Origin of the sequence: Lysinibacillus sp. FSL H8-0500 (assembly GCF_038051955.1) — a bacterium.
Taxonomy (GTDB): domain Bacteria; phylum Bacillota; class Bacilli; order Bacillales_A; family Planococcaceae; genus Lysinibacillus; species Lysinibacillus macroides.
Genome location: NZ_CP150292.1, coordinates 1,588,606 through 1,603,801, shown reverse-complemented (window position 1 = coordinate 1,603,801; position 15,196 = coordinate 1,588,606). Strand labels below are relative to the sequence as shown.

Below are 15,196 nucleotides of genomic sequence, written 5' to 3'. Positions count from 1 at the left end.
CCTCCCCGTCTCACCCAAAGTTCGTCCTATAATAAGTGTAAGCGAAATTGCCGAAGTTAGAACAAATATAGTCTTACTTTTTATCGGGAAAAAATTCGCAACATCTCCAATCTGTTAGAAATGTTGCAAAACGATCATTATCTGCTTATTTTTCCATAACAAATGCTGTTTTAATAGTCTGCGAATAATAGCTACTCATACCAGATAATAGTCGCTCGGTCAGCATTTATCTACCTGTGTAGAAAGCCACACTATAATGTCTCTGGTACTACTTCATATCAATGTCAAAAAATCCAGTGAATGAATTTTTACTGGAGCAGGGGGTCGACAAACTAAATTCGTAACAAAAAGTTATCATATGTCGGCATTGATTTTAGTTTTCTATGTTCAAATATTTTTCTGAATCCTTGAAAATAAAGGGTTTAGAAAATCTAAAAAGAATTGTGCTTAGAGCCATCTAATTTAAAAATAATAGACAAAGTCGAAAAAATCGACTTTGTCTACAGTCTGAATCCAGTGAATGAATTTTCACTGGATTTCAATCTTTTATAAAGTTAAACCACCATCAACAAGCACGATTGAGCCTGTCATATAGCTTGCTTTATCAGATGCTAAGAATACAACCATTTCTGCTAGCTCCTCTGGTTTTGCATAGCGTCCCATTCGCATATTTGGAATTTCCTCTGGAATATAGCCACCTGTTTCAAACATAGTTGTTACACTGTCTGTTAATGCTGTTGCCACTCCACCTGGACAAATACCGTTGATACGAACACCTTTTTTTACATACTCTAACGAAGCAGATTTTGTTAAACCGACCACAGCATGCTTACTCGCAGAATAAACAGCCATACTATGCTCACTACGAACACCTGCTGTTGAAGCTGTGTTAATAATAGAGCCGCTACCTTGTCCCTCCATTACTTTTAAAACATATTTTAAGCCTAGAAATACACCTTTCACATTGATATCCATAATACGATCATATTCTGTATCTTCAATCTCTGTTAATGGAGAAATTTTTTGAATAACCCCCGCATTATTGAAAAATATATCAATACGTCCATACGTATCAACAGCGGCATTAACATATTTCTGAACATCTTCGCTTTTTGAAACATCTGCCTGCACAAAGATACCTTCTCCGCCTTGTTCTTTCATCAAGCTTACTGTTTCTTCCCCTGTTTCTTTGTTGAAATCCACGACTACCACTTTTGCACCATTACTAGCAAGTTTCAAACTGCTGGCTCTCCCTATACCGCTTCCAGCGCCTGTTACTACTGCAATTTTATTTAAAAGTTCCATCTTCCATTCCTCCCTAGCATTTTGAAGTCACTATCTATTTTATAGCCAATTTCACTTATTTTATTGTATTATTCTACACAAAATAGTACTTTCTTATTGTTGTAACGGTTTTCATAGCAATAGCAGCAATAAAAATGGAGGTGTAAAAAAGTGAAAATTTCTTCACTGGATCTTCAATACATAGGTCAATTAATTTATGAAACACATCAACTTTCTGTGACATATATCGATCCGCGGGGCGAAATAATCTTTGAGTATACATCGAAGGCCTTGCAAAAGAATCTAAATTATACTTCCTTAATGGAGCAGCTAACAACATATCCTTATGATACTGCTTCCAAGGACTATCCGATTTTTATCTCAATGGAGGATTTTCATTTTTTCTTTATCAATTTAAACAAAGATAATCATTATTTAGGGGCGCTTCTAGTAGGTCCTTCTCTTGCCCCTGTCAATCATCACATAGTCACGCAAAATTTCGATTATGACAACCAATCTGTTCCTACCCTTCATTATCAACAATTTATAGCGATTAGTTTATTTGTTTACTATTTGATCTATCAGAAAAAATTAACGAAAACCTTGGTGATGCAAAGCAATCAAACATTAAAGCCCATTATTCGTCATGAAGAAAATACGACCCTTGAGCTCTCCTATGCTAGAAGAAATGATATTGTTCACACAAACCTCTATTATGAAAAAATATTGTTAGACTATGTCAAAAATGGACATAAGGAAAAATTAAATGAAATATTGAACTACTCAATTGTTGGAGAAGCGGAACTTGGTGTGCTTTCCAAACGAAACAAGCTAAGAAGTCTACAAAATCTGATGATTACAGGAATAGCGCTTATTTGTCGTGCTGCGATTGAAGGGGGTTTAAATGAAGAAACTGCCTTTACGTTAAGTGATTTTTACATCCAAAAGCTTGAGGAACAAAATAGCTTAAATGACATCCTATTATATCGAATATAGGGTAAATAATATAATAAAATTAGACCTTATATTTAGAGGTTTTGGGTTTGATTATATAATCAAACTTTTTATTTGTATAGGGGGTCTGCCGCATACCCATCAAGCTAACGGTGAAAAACCATAGCTAGATCTTGATTTTTGTAATGTGACTCATGCGTTTTGGAAAAATAAACAAACCAAATAAACCTATGAAAATATGATTTTTTCGCTACGCGACTTGTCTTTTATTCACCGTCAGTTCATAAACAACATCCAGAATATCGAGGACGGTCTGCTTCTTATACCGATGACATTTGCGACCGTTCTTTTTCAGTAGCTGATATAGGTGTTGCAGAATGTTCAAAAGTTCATCTGTGCCAACTGCTATGGCTCGGAACAGTAACGGAAAGTAATCTTTAACCATGTAAATCGCTTTATATTCACTCGGCTCCTGCTTTTTCTTTTCAAGCAGGAGCTGTCTCATTTGAAACATGGTAGAAGAACAGACCAGAATGCCAATGAGTTGGCCATATAAATGGCATTCATGACGATCTTTTTTGATATTCTTACACGCGTCAATTTCAAAGAACGATTTCCATGTTTTAAACAAAATCTCTATTTGCCAACGTAGCGAAAACAAGGAATGGACGTAGTTCGTCGGCATTTCTTCTGGCGGCGTGTTCGTGATATACACATTTATGCCCATTAAGCGTTTACTTTTCTCCTTCATGACAATGCCTTTCTTCTTTTCTACGCATCGCTTGGTTTTCCAAGCGTGTTTGCGTTTGATCATCGGTTAAACGATGGATGATGACACGTGTTGGCAGCTTCATTTGAAATGATTGGAATCATCAAAAACGCCACCCTTTCTCGTAAACTAATATTTTTATATAAATAATACCATTTTTAGTAATTTTAAGGAAATTAGTTTCGTTAGCTTGATGGACATGTGACGGGGCCGCAATAGCAATATTGACTGTTCTTGTTCAGGTCGTTATAAGGAATAATTGTAATAGCTGTGACAGTTATTTTAAAGCCCTTGTTAACGTTCAATACACGTACTGTTTCATTTCCTTCACCATTTTCTAATGCAAAATATAACTTGAATTGCCCTACGCTGTATCGTTCAGTATATAAGTGTCCTTTCTCTACCATTTTATTTCCTCCATTCATGACTTCTCCTTTATTTAACCCACGATGTATCCTTCTTCTTAATGTTTCATTTGTTATATAGTCAAGAATAAAGATTGTTTTTTTCAATTCTCCCAATCTCTCTAAGAGCTGTAGCTATGTTCCGTATTTTATTTTAAATCAATTCCAGTGTCCATGTTCATCAAAGAAAATTCGTTTTAAAATATTTTGTCCCATAATAAAAAAAGAAACCAATAAAATATACTATTAGTTTCCTTTTTTGGTTAATATACAAGATGTTTACGAATCATTAGTTTAAATGAAGCTTATTTTTTAACTCCATGTTTCGTACTTAATTATAGTACCAGCGTGATTTTTTACACCACCCATTCTCCCATCCCATAGTTCTGCACTTCTTCCTCTAATACCATAAAACTTATCATAATACATTACGATTCTTACATGTTGATTATTATCAGTATATTTTCTAATTTCTGTTGCCAATCCCGCTCTTTCCAACATAGACAAACCACCCAAAGTTCCAGTTATAGCACCGATTTGCGGAATCCAAGAAGCAGCAATCCAAGCAGCAGCTTCTGCTAGACTAGCTTCAACTTTTGATGCATATTTCCTAGCATCTTGAGGTGTCATATAAAGGTATTCCCAATCAATATTAACTCGTCCTCCAGCTGCATATTGATTAGACTTCACATAAGCACCCTTAAGTGGTGTCAAATCTGGTAAACCCAGGATTTGAATCTCACTGTCTGCTGTTTCAGTAGCATCAACATTTTCTAGCTCAACTACTGGTGTCGAGATATCAACGACATTAGTGTTTTCATCGTTTGAGGCATATGCCACAGTGTTGAAATTAGATAAAAAACTAAATGCAAGTGTTAATGATAATAGAAAAATCACAATTTTTTTCCTCAAAACTATCCTCTCCTTGTTATACTATTTTTTATTACAAAAATAGTATAACAAACTAAAAAAAGGAAGTCTATATTTTTTCAGAAAATTTAAAAATATGAATCAACACACCTATCATTAGTATAAAAAAACATGCCAGTAGATTCACTTTTAAATAAATTAACAAAATAGATAAGGATATTAGAAAGGTTCCAAAAAATTTCAAAAAACCACCTCCATCCTTTGAGTATTATAAAATTTTACCATTAACTATAGAATAATTCTACAACTCTTTTTCCTTTTATACTGATTTCCCTTTAATACAACTAGTTTTTCCCTCTAATCAATAGTTTTTTCTTCTTTAAGGGGTTCTGCTGCATACCCATCAAGCTAACGGTGAAAAACCATAGCTAGATCTTGATTTTTGTAATGTGACTCATGCGTTTTGGAAAAATAAACAGACCAAATAAACCTATGAAAATATGATTTTTTCGCTACGCGACTTGTCTTTTATTCACCGTCAGTTCATAAACAACATCCAGAATATCGAGGACGGTCTGCTTCTTATACCGATGACATTTGCGACCGTTCTTTTTCAGTAGCTGATATAGGTGTTGCAGAATGTTCAAAAGTTCATCTGTGCCAACTGCCATGGCTCGGAACAGTAACGGAAAGTAATCTTTAACCATGTAAATCGCTTTATATTCACTCAGTTCCTGCTTTTTCTTTTCAAGCAGGAGCTGTCTCATTTGAAACATGGTAGAAGAACAGACCAGAATGCCAATGAGTTGGCCATATAAATGGCATTCATGACGATCTTTTTTGATATTCTTACACGCGTCAATTTCAAAGAACGATTTCCATGTTTTAAACAAAATCTCTATTTGCCAACGTAGCGAATACAAGGAATGGACGTAGTTCGTCGGCACTTCTTCTGGCGACGTGTTCGTGATATACACATGTTTGATCATCGGTTAAACGATGGATGATGACACGTGTTGGCAGCTTCATTTGAAATGATTGGAATCATCAAAACGTCACTCTTTCTCGTAAACTAATATTTTTACAGAAAAAATAGCATTTTTTTCGAATTTGGGGAAATTAATTTCGTTAGCTTGATGGGTATGGGGTACAGCCTGCATTTTGGAAATTTTGAACGCTAAGAAACGTTAAAAATATGCACGATTCTATGCAACATCATAATGAACGCAGCCAGCACCAAAACACGCTCAACTTGTTGCTGCGACTAGCTCTGTAGAAACGTGCATAAAAGTATGTATAAATAATGTTCCACTAAAAAAGCGACAAATATTGATTTAACAACGTTTGTTGCTTTTTTGTGTATTACCAAACTTTGATTTGGGAACGTTATTTGAGTTTGTTTTGCATACGTCATAAATCCTTGTTGCACTAAAGTACCCGTTACTTTAAGTAGGTTTTTAAGTTAAATCCACTTTTCCATAAATATTAATTCATCTGTTTTAAACCCTTGTTTTTCATAAAATCCCTGAACCTTCTCATTACTTAACTCAATTAAAAGATTAATTTTTTCACAGCCCATTTTTTGAACCGACTTTCCAATTCTTCGATAATTTGCTGCCCAATATTTCTTCCTTGATATTCTGGGTCAATAGCTAAATGATTAATCCATCCTTTTCTTCCATCATAACTGCCCATCACTACGCCTATAATTCGAGAATCTTCCTCCAGTACAGAAAATAACTTTGGGTCTCTTTTTAATTTTTCCTTCAGTCCGTCATAGGTATCTGAAAAAGAAAGAATTAGTCTGGCTTTTTCCCACAACTCAATTACTAAATCAAAATCTAGTAAAGTAAACTCTCGAAAATACATACATTACCCCCTTACTTTTTAATGAAAATACCAATAAACATATAATTATGCAATATGAATTATTATATATTCTTAAATTAACATGCTACATTATTTCAAAAAATGCACCCAAGCGTCGTTTGGTAACTTTATTTCGCTTAACGTACAAAATTTCCGAAATGTCGGCGAGACCCCATATATAAAAATAAATCCATTAAATCATAAAATGTAATACCTTTTAATAGTTTGATTATAAATATTTCACCCTAGATAATCCTTAATGGAGGAGGCTATTTACGACTATACGAACCGCGTTTCACATGCGAATAAAGTAAAATACTCAGCAACCACCACCACATGTATACATTTTATCGAAAATCATATATATAGTGACATAACATTGGAGCAACTTTCTGATATTTGTCATTTAAGTCCAAATTATCTTTCCTCCTTATTTAAAAAGGAAGTAGGTATTTCATTTAGTGAATACATCCAACAACAACGGATTGACGAAGCAAAAAAGCTATTAACATTCACAAACTACCCAATCTTAGACATCGGCTCCCTCCTTAATTTCACAGACCAGAGCTATTTCATTAAAGTTTTTAAAAAATTTACAGGTATCACGCCCAAGCAATTTAGAAATAAGCATTTGCATCAATGATGATGAAACAAAGAGAAAGTGAAAAGTAGCACTACTCCTACTCCACTTTCTCTTTATTTATTGAGCATTCATCGATAAAAATAGTAATCAGGAGTAATACCTGCATGTCCTCTTACATAACCTACATTAAAACGTAATCATTACACTTTATTACAACAAGGAGGTACATGTGGATCGTCTTCAATTGCCTAAGCTAAATTTTTGGTTAGCTTTCATATTCATCATAAGTCTTCTTCCAGTACTGTTACTGAACTTCTCAGAGCTAAAAAGCTTTAGCTCCTCTTTGCTCAGCCTTCATACGATATTTTTAAGTATTTTAATTGAGGCCTTGCCTTTTGTATTAATTGGCATTCTAATTGCAGGTTTTATTCAGATTTTTATCACGGAGGAGCATATTGAAAGGTGGATTCCTAAAAATACATTGTTGGCTGTTGTGATGAGTTGCTTTGTAGGCGCTTTATTTCCGGCCTGTGAATGTGGGATTGTGCCAATTGTTAGAAGATTAATTGCCAAAGGAGTACCGATACATGCAGCTATTGGCTTTATGCTCACAGGTCCTTTGATCAATCCAATTGTTATTCTCTCAACCTATATGGCATTTGGCAATAATTTAAAAATCGCTAGTCTTCGAATGTTAATAGGTTTTGTAATAGCTATTGTAGTTGCTTTGCTCGTTAGCTTATTTTTTAAAGGTTCACAATTGAAAAATTCTGTAGCACTCCAGCCAGTAGCAAAGGATGATACGCAAACATCATTCATAACAAAATTAATAAACACCTGTAAACATGCCGTTGATGAATTTTTTGATGTAGGAAAATATTTAATTATTGGCGCATTTTTAGCAGCCTTTGTCCAAACATATGTATCAACCAAAGCACTTGTAGAAATAGGTGATGGCGTATCCTCCTCTATCTTAGTAATGATGGGCTTAGCTTTTATTCTTTCACTTTGTTCAGAAGCGGATGCTTTTATCGGTGCTTCCTTTAGTTCTCTGTTCTCTACCCATTCAATCCTTGCATTTTTAATTTTTGGCCCAATGATTGATTTAAAAAATACCATTATGCTGATAAGTGTATTTCGCCTAAAATTTGTTTTATGGTTAGTTGCCTTCGTCGCTATAGTAGTTTATGTTAGTTTATTTATTCTTTCACCGTATTTGTAAGGAGGAAATTCATGAAATTTCACATTCAGCAAGCAGTGAGAGCTGTTATTTTACTTGCTTTTTCTGCTATGATTGCAAGCCTGCATTGGACGGGGGAACTAACAAAATATATTAATCCGAAATACGATAACCTAAGTAAAACAGCCACTATTCTATTTTTTATGTTATTTCTTGTACAATTAACAAGAGTCGTGTCCAAGACTACTCAGCATTGCCATCATCATGGACAAGCTTGCTGTTCACAGCATGACCATGGACAATCACCTTTTACACGAAAAAAAATGCTATCGTATTTTATTGTTATAACCCCTATTATAACGGGCTTCTTTGTGCCTGCTAAAATTTTAGATGCTGCAATTGCTGATAAAAAAGGTGCTTCTTTTATTCTTGCTCAACAAAGTCAAAATTCAAAAATAGAGGATTATCTCACTTCAAACGAAACCATTGATGAAAATATCTATGATGAGCATGAGCCTGACCCTCGATTAATGGAAGAAAAGCAGGAGATGACTAAAAAACAATATGACCGATTAAAACAGCAGCTTTCACAGCAAACAATGCTAAAAATGACAGATGAGGATTATACGATTTATTATGAGGAGATTAATCACAATTTAGCAAACTATCTAGGCAAGCAAATACAGCTAAAGGGCTTTGTTTTAAAAGAGGAGGATTTTAGTCAAAATCAGCTTGTTATTTCACGATTTCTGATTACCCATTGTGTGGCAGATGCAAGCATTGTAGGCTTTTTAAGCGAATTTGCAGAAGCCCCTACGCTCAAGGAGGATACATGGATTGAGATTGTAGGCACAATTGGGCAAACGACTTATGATGGAGCCATCTTACCTGTTATTCAAATTGATAATTGGGTAACAATCGAACAACCTGAATCACCCTATCTCTACCCAATTAATATTCGAATGAACTTTTAGCAAGCATTAAAAGGGCAAAGCATGTTGATTCGCACCATCTTTGCTCCTTTTATGTGTAGCTTTAATTAGGTAGTAACACATCTAAGCCTAGATGTGAGCGTAATGTGCTCCCTTCATAGTCGGCTCGGAATAACCCACGTTCAACGAGCATAGGTATCACCTCGTTAAAGAATAAATCCAAAGATTTTGCTGGACCACCTGGCACAGCAATAAAGCCATCGAATGCACCCTTATCATAAAACGTAACGATTTGCTGGACAATATCCTGTGGCGTACCAATGGCTACAAGATGTGCTGAGCCAATTACCTCAGGTCGTGCAAGTAATTCCTCCACAGTCGGCTTATTCTCCATAATATAGCGCCGCACAAGATGAGCATGCGTTTTACTACGAACCTTTTGATCTTTTGGAGGCAGTAGATCAACTGTTACACGATCCTGAAGTGCCAAGTGGCGAACATCCAGTCCAATAACGGATACCAATGCAGCATAGCGGCGCTCAAGCGTTAAATGGGCATGAGCCTGCTGATGCATTTCCAATGCCTCCTCATATGTATCACCTATAAAGAAATAGAGACCTGGCAATAAGCGAATATCATCTGCCGAACGACCAGCCTCAACAGCACGCTTTCGCAAATCATTACGCATTTCAATGCCAACATCCATAGTTGGTGTTGCAGCAAAAATCGCATTCGATACAGTTGCCGCAAATTGACGTCCTACCTCAGATGCACCTGCCTGAAATAACGGTATATCCCCTGCTGGATGCATAGGTATATTTAAAGGACCTTTAATATTGAAAAACTTACCATTATAATCAATAGGCCTTATAAGCTCTTTAATTTTTTCTAAATCCCCATTAGCTTCCAATATTTCACTAGGATGACTATGCCAGAGCTGCTGAACAACATTTATACTTTCTGCAGCCTTGGCATAACGCTCCTCTGATGATGGCATAGGGTCATTGCTGAAATTAGATGCTCCATCAATAGAGGTCACAACATTCCACCCTACTCGTCCATTGCTAATCCAATTCAAGGTTTGTAATTGGCGGGCAATAAGATAAGGTGGTGTAAATGATGTGGAAATAGTTGTTACTAAACCGATTTGCTGCGTTTCTCTCGCTACGAGCGCTAGCAAAAAGCTAGGCTCTAGTCCAACTGTTCCTTTTGTTTTAGCCATTAACTCTGGATGCGCTATTAAATAATCAGCCTTAAATACAAAATCTAATTTGGCTGCCTCAGCACGCTTTGCAAATGCAATTTGCTCCTCAATCATTGCACCTTTTTTGTCCTGTTCACCGTGTACAGCTAGATGTATACCAATTATAAGTTGTCTTTTATTCGGCAAATTACTCTCTCCTTATCAATTGAAAATGATTATCATTTTCATGATAAGCATTAATTTCTAAGATTGCAATCAAATACTTTGCCTCTATTTGACTCATTATCGTTGCTAACGATAAGTAGAATGTGAAATATTTACATACGGCAGGAACAATTTATGTGCTGTTTCTGTTTTCCAGTAGTAAAAAGAGCTTTGTCTAAATTAAATGCTTCATTTAGAAAGACGATTTCAATAATAAATAATTTTGCCCAAGCTCTGGTTAAAATTTATCCCGTATTCATAAGCATTTTTGTGCGATGGCGACACGCTGTAAAAACAAAGGTCAAGGTCAACACGATGTTGGTCGTACAAGCATTTTCACAGGATGCCAGGTTCTTAGCCTCTGCTTCTCTATCACCCATCAGTGGAGCTGGAGGAAAACTCCACTGATTGAAGATTCACTTTATTTACAGACGACTACGCAACACCTTTCATATGTTTCCGCCTGATAATTGACGATATACTAAAAATGCATCTGTTATATTATATTGCTCCGTTCGAGGATCTCCTTTGGCTCCTACTGTTACGAGGATATATTCTTGTCCATTGACTGTAGCTAAACTCGCTAAGCATAATCCAGCCTCCTCTGTATAACCCGTTTTACCACCTAAGATTTCCCCTGCTGACAACTCGCCTGAAGTCATATGTTGAAACATTCGATTGATAAATGTCATGCCTTCTGGATGACGATTTGTTTGCTTTATCGAGTATCTTTCCGCAGTATAAATCTGACGAAATTCACTATTTGTTAATGCATACTGTAGAAGCAAAGCAATATCCTGTACCGTTGTATAATGTTCTGGGTGATGCAGACCCGTTGTATTCATAAAATGCGTATTTATCATGCCAAGCTGTTGAGCCTTGTTATTCATAAGTTTGACAAACTCTTCCTCTGAGCCTGTAATATATTCAGCTAAGCCGATAGATGCCTCTGCACCTGATGGCAACATGGAACCATACAATAAATCCTCTACTGTAAGCTGCTCATTAGGGAGAAAACCTGCCATTGAAGCATTTTTTTCATATAAATCATGAAATATATTTTTGGGTAACACAACTTCTTGTTGTAAATTTTGAATGTGTTCAATAGCAACTAAAACGGTCATCATTTTTGTCAAAGATGCAGGATAAATTCTCTCCTCGCTATTTTTATCCAATAAAACCTGATTGTTATCTAAATTAACTAAAATTGCATTCGAGCTGTATAAATCGACATCAAGCGTATCTTCACTCGTTGCAAGTACATCTACTTTTGAAGAGTCAACAAATGATATGGGCGTTTCTTTTGAAACCATAACATAAACGAATAACATAATTATGATAAACGATATACTAAAAATACCTTTTTTAGTGAACATAAAAACAACTCCTTCTCTTTATGCTTATATTCAACCATAAAAAAAGGAGCTTATTTTTAATTAACTATTAGTGAATTCTTAAGATTTCTTAAGAATTGTTTGGCAGTTTAACAGTAAATACTGTTTTTTCATCGCTAGAGGTAGCCGTAATAGTCCCTCCATGGGCTTGTACAATTTCATTCGAAATGGCTAAGCCAAGTCCCGCACCACCAGTTTGTGAGGACCTCGCAAGATCTAAACGATAAAACTTTTCAAATATCATCTTTAATTTTTCAGGAGGAATGGTCTTTCCTGTATTTATAAAAGAAATCCATGTCTGATTATTTTTGTTATTAGCACTAATTTCAATTGTACTATTTGGGTGGCTATAAGCCATTGCATTTTTTAAAATATTATTAAAGACCCTCGCTAATTTATTGCCATCCGCATAAATAGTGATGTCTTCATCTATTTTAACGATAGCTTTTTGACCTTTTGGTGCTAATAATGGGTAAAATTCATCTGCTACCTGCATTAACATATAGTTGAGTGGAATAAGATCCTTCTCTAAAATAATGGATTGTAAATTAAATCTGGTGATTTCAAAAAACTCATTGATTAATTGTTCTAGCCTATTTGATTTTTCTAACGTAACCGCTACATATTTTTCCTTTTGCTCCACAGGCATATCCTTTGCTTCATCTAACAGGCTTAGATAGCCAATAATGGACGTTAACGGTGTTTTAATATCATGCGCTAAATAGACAACAAGATCATTCTTTCGTTGCTCTGCCTCTTGAGCATCCTTTGCACGTTTTTCTAATTTATTTTTCACATCATTTAATTTCTTCTCTAAAAAATCAAGTTCAGCAGGTAGATGTATTTCCTTTTCTGACTCATCTGCAAGCATTGTAATACCTGTACTAATTTGATGAAAGTAACGAGTAAAACGGGACAATGCAATATAAAAAATAATTAGCAGTAATAGTATAAATCCTATCGCTAGCCAAAATGGTTTATTTTGTTGAAATAGCACATTATACGCGTTTCGTGCTGCATAATAATCTAATTGTAAAATATTTTCACAAAAAGCCATAAAGACGTCCGCAAAAGGAGCCTGCAAGATACCGTCAATAAATACGAAGTTAATGAAATAACCGACTATCAGGGCAATCACAAGAATAACAATAATTTGTAAAATCATTTTTCTCTTCAGTCTTCCAAACTCATTTATCAATGGTATACCCCACTCCCCAAACCGTCTTAATAAACTTTGGATTGTCCACAGAATCGTTCATTTTTTCTCGTAAATGCCTAATATGCACCATTACGGTGTTATTGCTGTTGTAATACTTTTCTCCCCAAACCTCTCGAAATAATTCCTCGGCACTAATGACCTTACCTCTGTTTGAGCTTAAATACCATAGAATAGAGAATTCTGTAGGTGTAAGCGATAATGGTCTTTCATTTAGTAAAACCTGTCGTGTATCCTTGTTGATAATCAAACCAGCAAAATCAATAATAGCCTCATTTTGCTTTGAGCCTTGGTTGTACAGGGTAAATCTTCGTAATTGTGCCTTTACGCGTGCAACCAGTTCTAATGGACGAAAAGGCTTTGTAATATAATCATCCGCTCCTAGAGAAAATCCAGTTATTTTATCAATTTCTTCTTCCTTAGCCGTAAGCATAATCACTGGAAAATTAAATGCTTCTCGGATTTTCTGTAAAATTGTAAAGCCATCAATATCTGGCATCATGATATCCAGAATAGCTAAATCCAATTTTTCCCGCTCCATACAGACCAAAGCCTCTTGAGCTGTATAATACTTAAATACATGATAATTTTCATTTTTTAAATAAAGCTCAATTAAATCTGCAATTTCCTGTTCATCATCAACAACTAAAATATTCAACTAAATGCCCCCTCTTTATAAACACGAAATTTCCAATGATTTTCAGAGGCATTATAGCACTTAGTTATGGCTATATCTATCAATATGTGTAGCCTTTTTTAACGCTATCTCTTTAAAATAAAAAGAAGAATCGGATACTAACTAGTTCCAACTCTCCTTTTGGTTCTCTAAACAAAACTCATAAATTCCATCTATCCATTTTATTCATTTCATGTCCTTTTAGAGGAAGTTATATACCAACACCATCTATTGGACCTAAGTAGTTTTAATTGGCTCCTCATTCGATTTTCGGTTTATATCCTGTGTAACAACTCTGCCACGATAATATTGCATTTGTTCATTTAGCTTATGCTCTTTAACCGTCATAGTAGCAGGTTTAATTTTAAATACAAGTGTTTTACTGCCTAGCGATGATTGATATTTATCAATATGTGTTTTCGATAAAGGTGCCTGATAATAACCTGGTACATATTTATCAAGCATAGCCTGCATAGCCACAGTTGCTTCGTCTAAATCCCTCACAATTTCCACCACACCATTTGCAATGACACTCATATAAGCTGTATCTGTGTTCGCAGGAATGGGGTCTACCATTGTTCCATAATTTTCGCATATTGTTATACAAGCATTTGGATTGGCAGTCATGATGTTTATTTTTCTTCCGTCATTGGCACCATGGAAATAAAAAATTCCATCTTTCACCACATAATTTAAAGGTATTACATAGGGTACACTATGGTCCACTAGCCCCAGAAAAGCAGTTTGTGCCTCTCTTAAAAATTTATGAATTTGGGTTTCATCTGTACATGCTCTTTTAAATGTTCGAATAGCTGTTGTCATCTCTATCATATCCTCCTATCATCTTATAAAAAGGAGTCTACAGCAGGACGGCTCTCCAAAAAAGGGACAGTTCTATGAAAACAAATGGGTACAGCCAAATACACATGTAGCTATATTGGGCATAAATTATAGAGAATAGTCTGTACTTATAAATAATTACCCGCAAATTATACGGAGCTATTTTTATTGTAACGGTGTTGCTGGTATCATTTGCTCTGCATTAGGAATTGGTTGAGGATAAGGAGAATCTCCCATCTCTGCCTTGTCATAAGAAGGTAATGTGATATACTTTTTTGATTCGTTATACTGCTGTCTTAGCAGCTTTTCAAATTCTTTCGGTGTCATCCCTTTCACCTTATTTAAAAATTTCTCTTTATTTTTTTCTGGAATATACATATCTATGCCATATTCTTTACTAAGCTTTGTTAATATTTTGTTGTAGGGTATAAACGCTACATCTCTATCAAAATCTTTTGTATCCGCACGAGAATGAGTAGTTGAACAAAATACAGTGACCATCATACACATCAATGTTATATTAAATATTTTCTTCATCCTTTAACCCTCCTATGTGATTTATTACTAATTTAACTTATTATTGTATATGTAGCCTATTATTTTTTTAAGACTAAAACATATGTTACTCAAATGGAGTGATTAAATTGTTTCGTTATCTCATTATTTTTATTTTAGGATTTTTATTAACCTTTATGCTTTCAGATCAGTTCTTTTATGAATTTCATAGTATTCCCCCTCTATTTTTTAGAGTTCTATTTGCCTTATTCTTTTTATTAATCATTTGGCTTGTACAATCAAAACAATAATAGTTAATAAT

14 protein-coding genes and 2 pseudogenes are annotated in these 15,196 nt (G+C 35.0%); 4 read left to right on the top strand and 12 right to left on the bottom strand.

The annotated features are described in order from the left end of the window. Nucleotides 1–546: 546 nt before the first annotated feature. On the bottom strand, nt 547–1,305 hold the full coding sequence (locus tag MHB44_RS07525) for a glucose 1-dehydrogenase (RefSeq protein ID WP_341302209.1): 759 nt from the start codon (nt 1,303–1,305) through the stop codon (nt 547–549). A 150-nt stretch (nt 1,306–1,455) separates the two neighbouring features. Here MHB44_RS07525 and MHB44_RS07520 point away from each other — a divergent pair, with 150 nt between their 5' ends. Further along, nucleotides 1,456–2,280, top strand: a complete 825-nt coding sequence (locus tag MHB44_RS07520) for a hypothetical protein (protein WP_341302208.1) — start codon at nt 1,456–1,458, stop codon at nt 2,278–2,280. Nucleotides 2,281–2,488: 208 nt separating this feature from the next. On the opposite strand, the pseudogene MHB44_RS07515 reads toward MHB44_RS07520, so the two are convergent. The 5 genes and pseudogenes from MHB44_RS07515 to MHB44_RS07495 all read right to left on the bottom strand — a co-directional run. Next, a pseudogene (locus tag MHB44_RS07515) lies at nt 2,489–3,089 on the bottom strand (transposase); the annotation flags it as partial. A 103-nt stretch (nt 3,090–3,192) separates the two neighbouring features. After that, on the bottom strand, nt 3,193–3,528 hold the full coding sequence (locus tag MHB44_RS07510) for a Tn3 family transposase (RefSeq protein ID WP_341302207.1): 336 nt from the start codon (nt 3,526–3,528) through the stop codon (nt 3,193–3,195). Between the two features lie 195 nt (nt 3,529–3,723). Beyond that, the gene (locus tag MHB44_RS07505) at nt 3,724–4,323 is read right to left on the bottom strand and encodes a hypothetical protein (protein WP_341302206.1); all 600 of its coding nucleotides are present in this window, start codon (nt 4,321–4,323) and stop codon (nt 3,724–3,726) included. A gap of 470 nt (nt 4,324–4,793) precedes the next feature. Continuing rightward, a pseudogene (locus tag MHB44_RS07500) lies at nt 4,794–5,307 on the bottom strand (transposase); the annotation flags it as partial. Between the two features lie 525 nt (nt 5,308–5,832). Beyond that, entirely contained in the window at nt 5,833–6,150 is a 318-nt protein-coding gene (locus MHB44_RS07495) for a GNAT family N-acetyltransferase (protein WP_341302205.1), read from the bottom strand. A gap of 259 nt (nt 6,151–6,409) precedes the next feature. On the opposite strand from MHB44_RS07495, the gene MHB44_RS07490 reads away from it, so the two are divergent. The 3 genes from MHB44_RS07490 to MHB44_RS07480 all read left to right on the top strand — a co-directional run bounded on the left by MHB44_RS07490 (nt 6,410) and on the right by MHB44_RS07480 (nt 8,887). Further along, nucleotides 6,410–6,793: an AraC family transcriptional regulator gene (locus MHB44_RS07490; RefSeq protein WP_341302204.1), complete on the top strand. Its 384-nt coding sequence runs from the start codon at nt 6,410–6,412 to the stop codon at nt 6,791–6,793. A 169-nt stretch (nt 6,794–6,962) separates the two neighbouring features. Continuing rightward, a complete protein-coding gene (locus tag MHB44_RS07485; RefSeq protein WP_341302203.1) occupies nt 6,963–7,955 on the top strand; it encodes a permease in 993 nt (330 codons plus the stop codon). Nucleotides 7,956–7,966: 11 nt separating this feature from the next. Beyond that, a complete protein-coding gene (locus tag MHB44_RS07480; protein WP_341302202.1) occupies nt 7,967–8,887 on the top strand; it encodes a TIGR03943 family protein in 921 nt (306 codons plus the stop codon). Nucleotides 8,888–8,948: 61 nt separating this feature from the next. Here MHB44_RS07480 and MHB44_RS07475 read toward each other — a convergent pair whose 3' ends face one another. From MHB44_RS07475 to MHB44_RS07450, 6 genes are all read right to left on the bottom strand, one after another. Next, a complete protein-coding gene (locus MHB44_RS07475; protein WP_341302201.1) occupies nt 8,949–10,235 on the bottom strand; it encodes an NtaA/DmoA family FMN-dependent monooxygenase in 1,287 nt (428 codons plus the stop codon). Between the two features lie 467 nt (nt 10,236–10,702). Then, the gene (locus MHB44_RS07470) at nt 10,703–11,629 is read right to left on the bottom strand and encodes a serine hydrolase (RefSeq protein ID WP_341302200.1); all 927 of its coding nucleotides are present in this window, start codon (nt 11,627–11,629) and stop codon (nt 10,703–10,705) included. A gap of 88 nt (nt 11,630–11,717) precedes the next feature. Further along, a complete protein-coding gene (gene vanS / locus MHB44_RS07465) occupies nt 11,718–12,812 on the bottom strand; it encodes a vancomycin resistance histidine kinase VanS (protein ID WP_341302938.1) in 1,095 nt (364 codons plus the stop codon). A gap of 22 nt (nt 12,813–12,834) precedes the next feature. Next, on the bottom strand, nt 12,835–13,521 hold the full coding sequence (gene vanR, locus MHB44_RS07460; RefSeq protein WP_053994230.1) for a VanR-ABDEGLN family response regulator transcription factor: 687 nt from the start codon (nt 13,519–13,521) through the stop codon (nt 12,835–12,837). 255 nt (nt 13,522–13,776) lie between these two features. Further along, nucleotides 13,777–14,361, bottom strand: coding sequence for a pyridoxamine 5'-phosphate oxidase family protein (locus MHB44_RS07455; protein ID WP_340805136.1), 585 nt, complete (start codon nt 14,359–14,361; stop codon nt 13,777–13,779). A 183-nt stretch (nt 14,362–14,544) separates the two neighbouring features. Then, the gene (locus MHB44_RS07450; RefSeq protein ID WP_341302199.1) at nt 14,545–14,916 is read right to left on the bottom strand and encodes a hypothetical protein; all 372 of its coding nucleotides are present in this window, start codon (nt 14,914–14,916) and stop codon (nt 14,545–14,547) included. Between the last annotated feature and the right edge of the window lie 280 nt (nt 14,917–15,196).

Bases quoted from the DNA above. Each gene is read 5' to 3' on its own strand.
- MHB44_RS07495 (WP_341302205.1), bottom strand. From the start codon at position 6,150: ATGTATTTTCGAGAGTTTACTTTACTAGATTTTGATTTAGTAATTGAG.
- MHB44_RS07525 (WP_341302209.1), bottom strand. From the start codon at position 1,305: ATGGAACTTTTAAATAAAATTGCAGTAGTAACAGGCGCTGGAAGCGGT.
- MHB44_RS07455 (WP_340805136.1), bottom strand. From the start codon at position 14,361: ATGACAACAGCTATTCGAACATTTAAAAGAGCATGTACAGATGAAACC.
- MHB44_RS07470 (WP_341302200.1), bottom strand. From the start codon at position 11,629: ATGTTCACTAAAAAAGGTATTTTTAGTATATCGTTTATCATAATTATG.
- MHB44_RS07480 (WP_341302202.1), top strand. From the start codon at position 7,967: ATGAAATTTCACATTCAGCAAGCAGTGAGAGCTGTTATTTTACTTGCT.
- MHB44_RS07490 (WP_341302204.1), top strand. From the start codon at position 6,410: ATGGAGGAGGCTATTTACGACTATACGAACCGCGTTTCACATGCGAAT.
- vanS (WP_341302938.1), bottom strand. From the start codon at position 12,812: ATGATTTTACAAATTATTGTTATTCTTGTGATTGCCCTGATAGTCGGT.
- MHB44_RS07450 (WP_341302199.1), bottom strand. From the start codon at position 14,916: ATGAAGAAAATATTTAATATAACATTGATGTGTATGATGGTCACTGTA.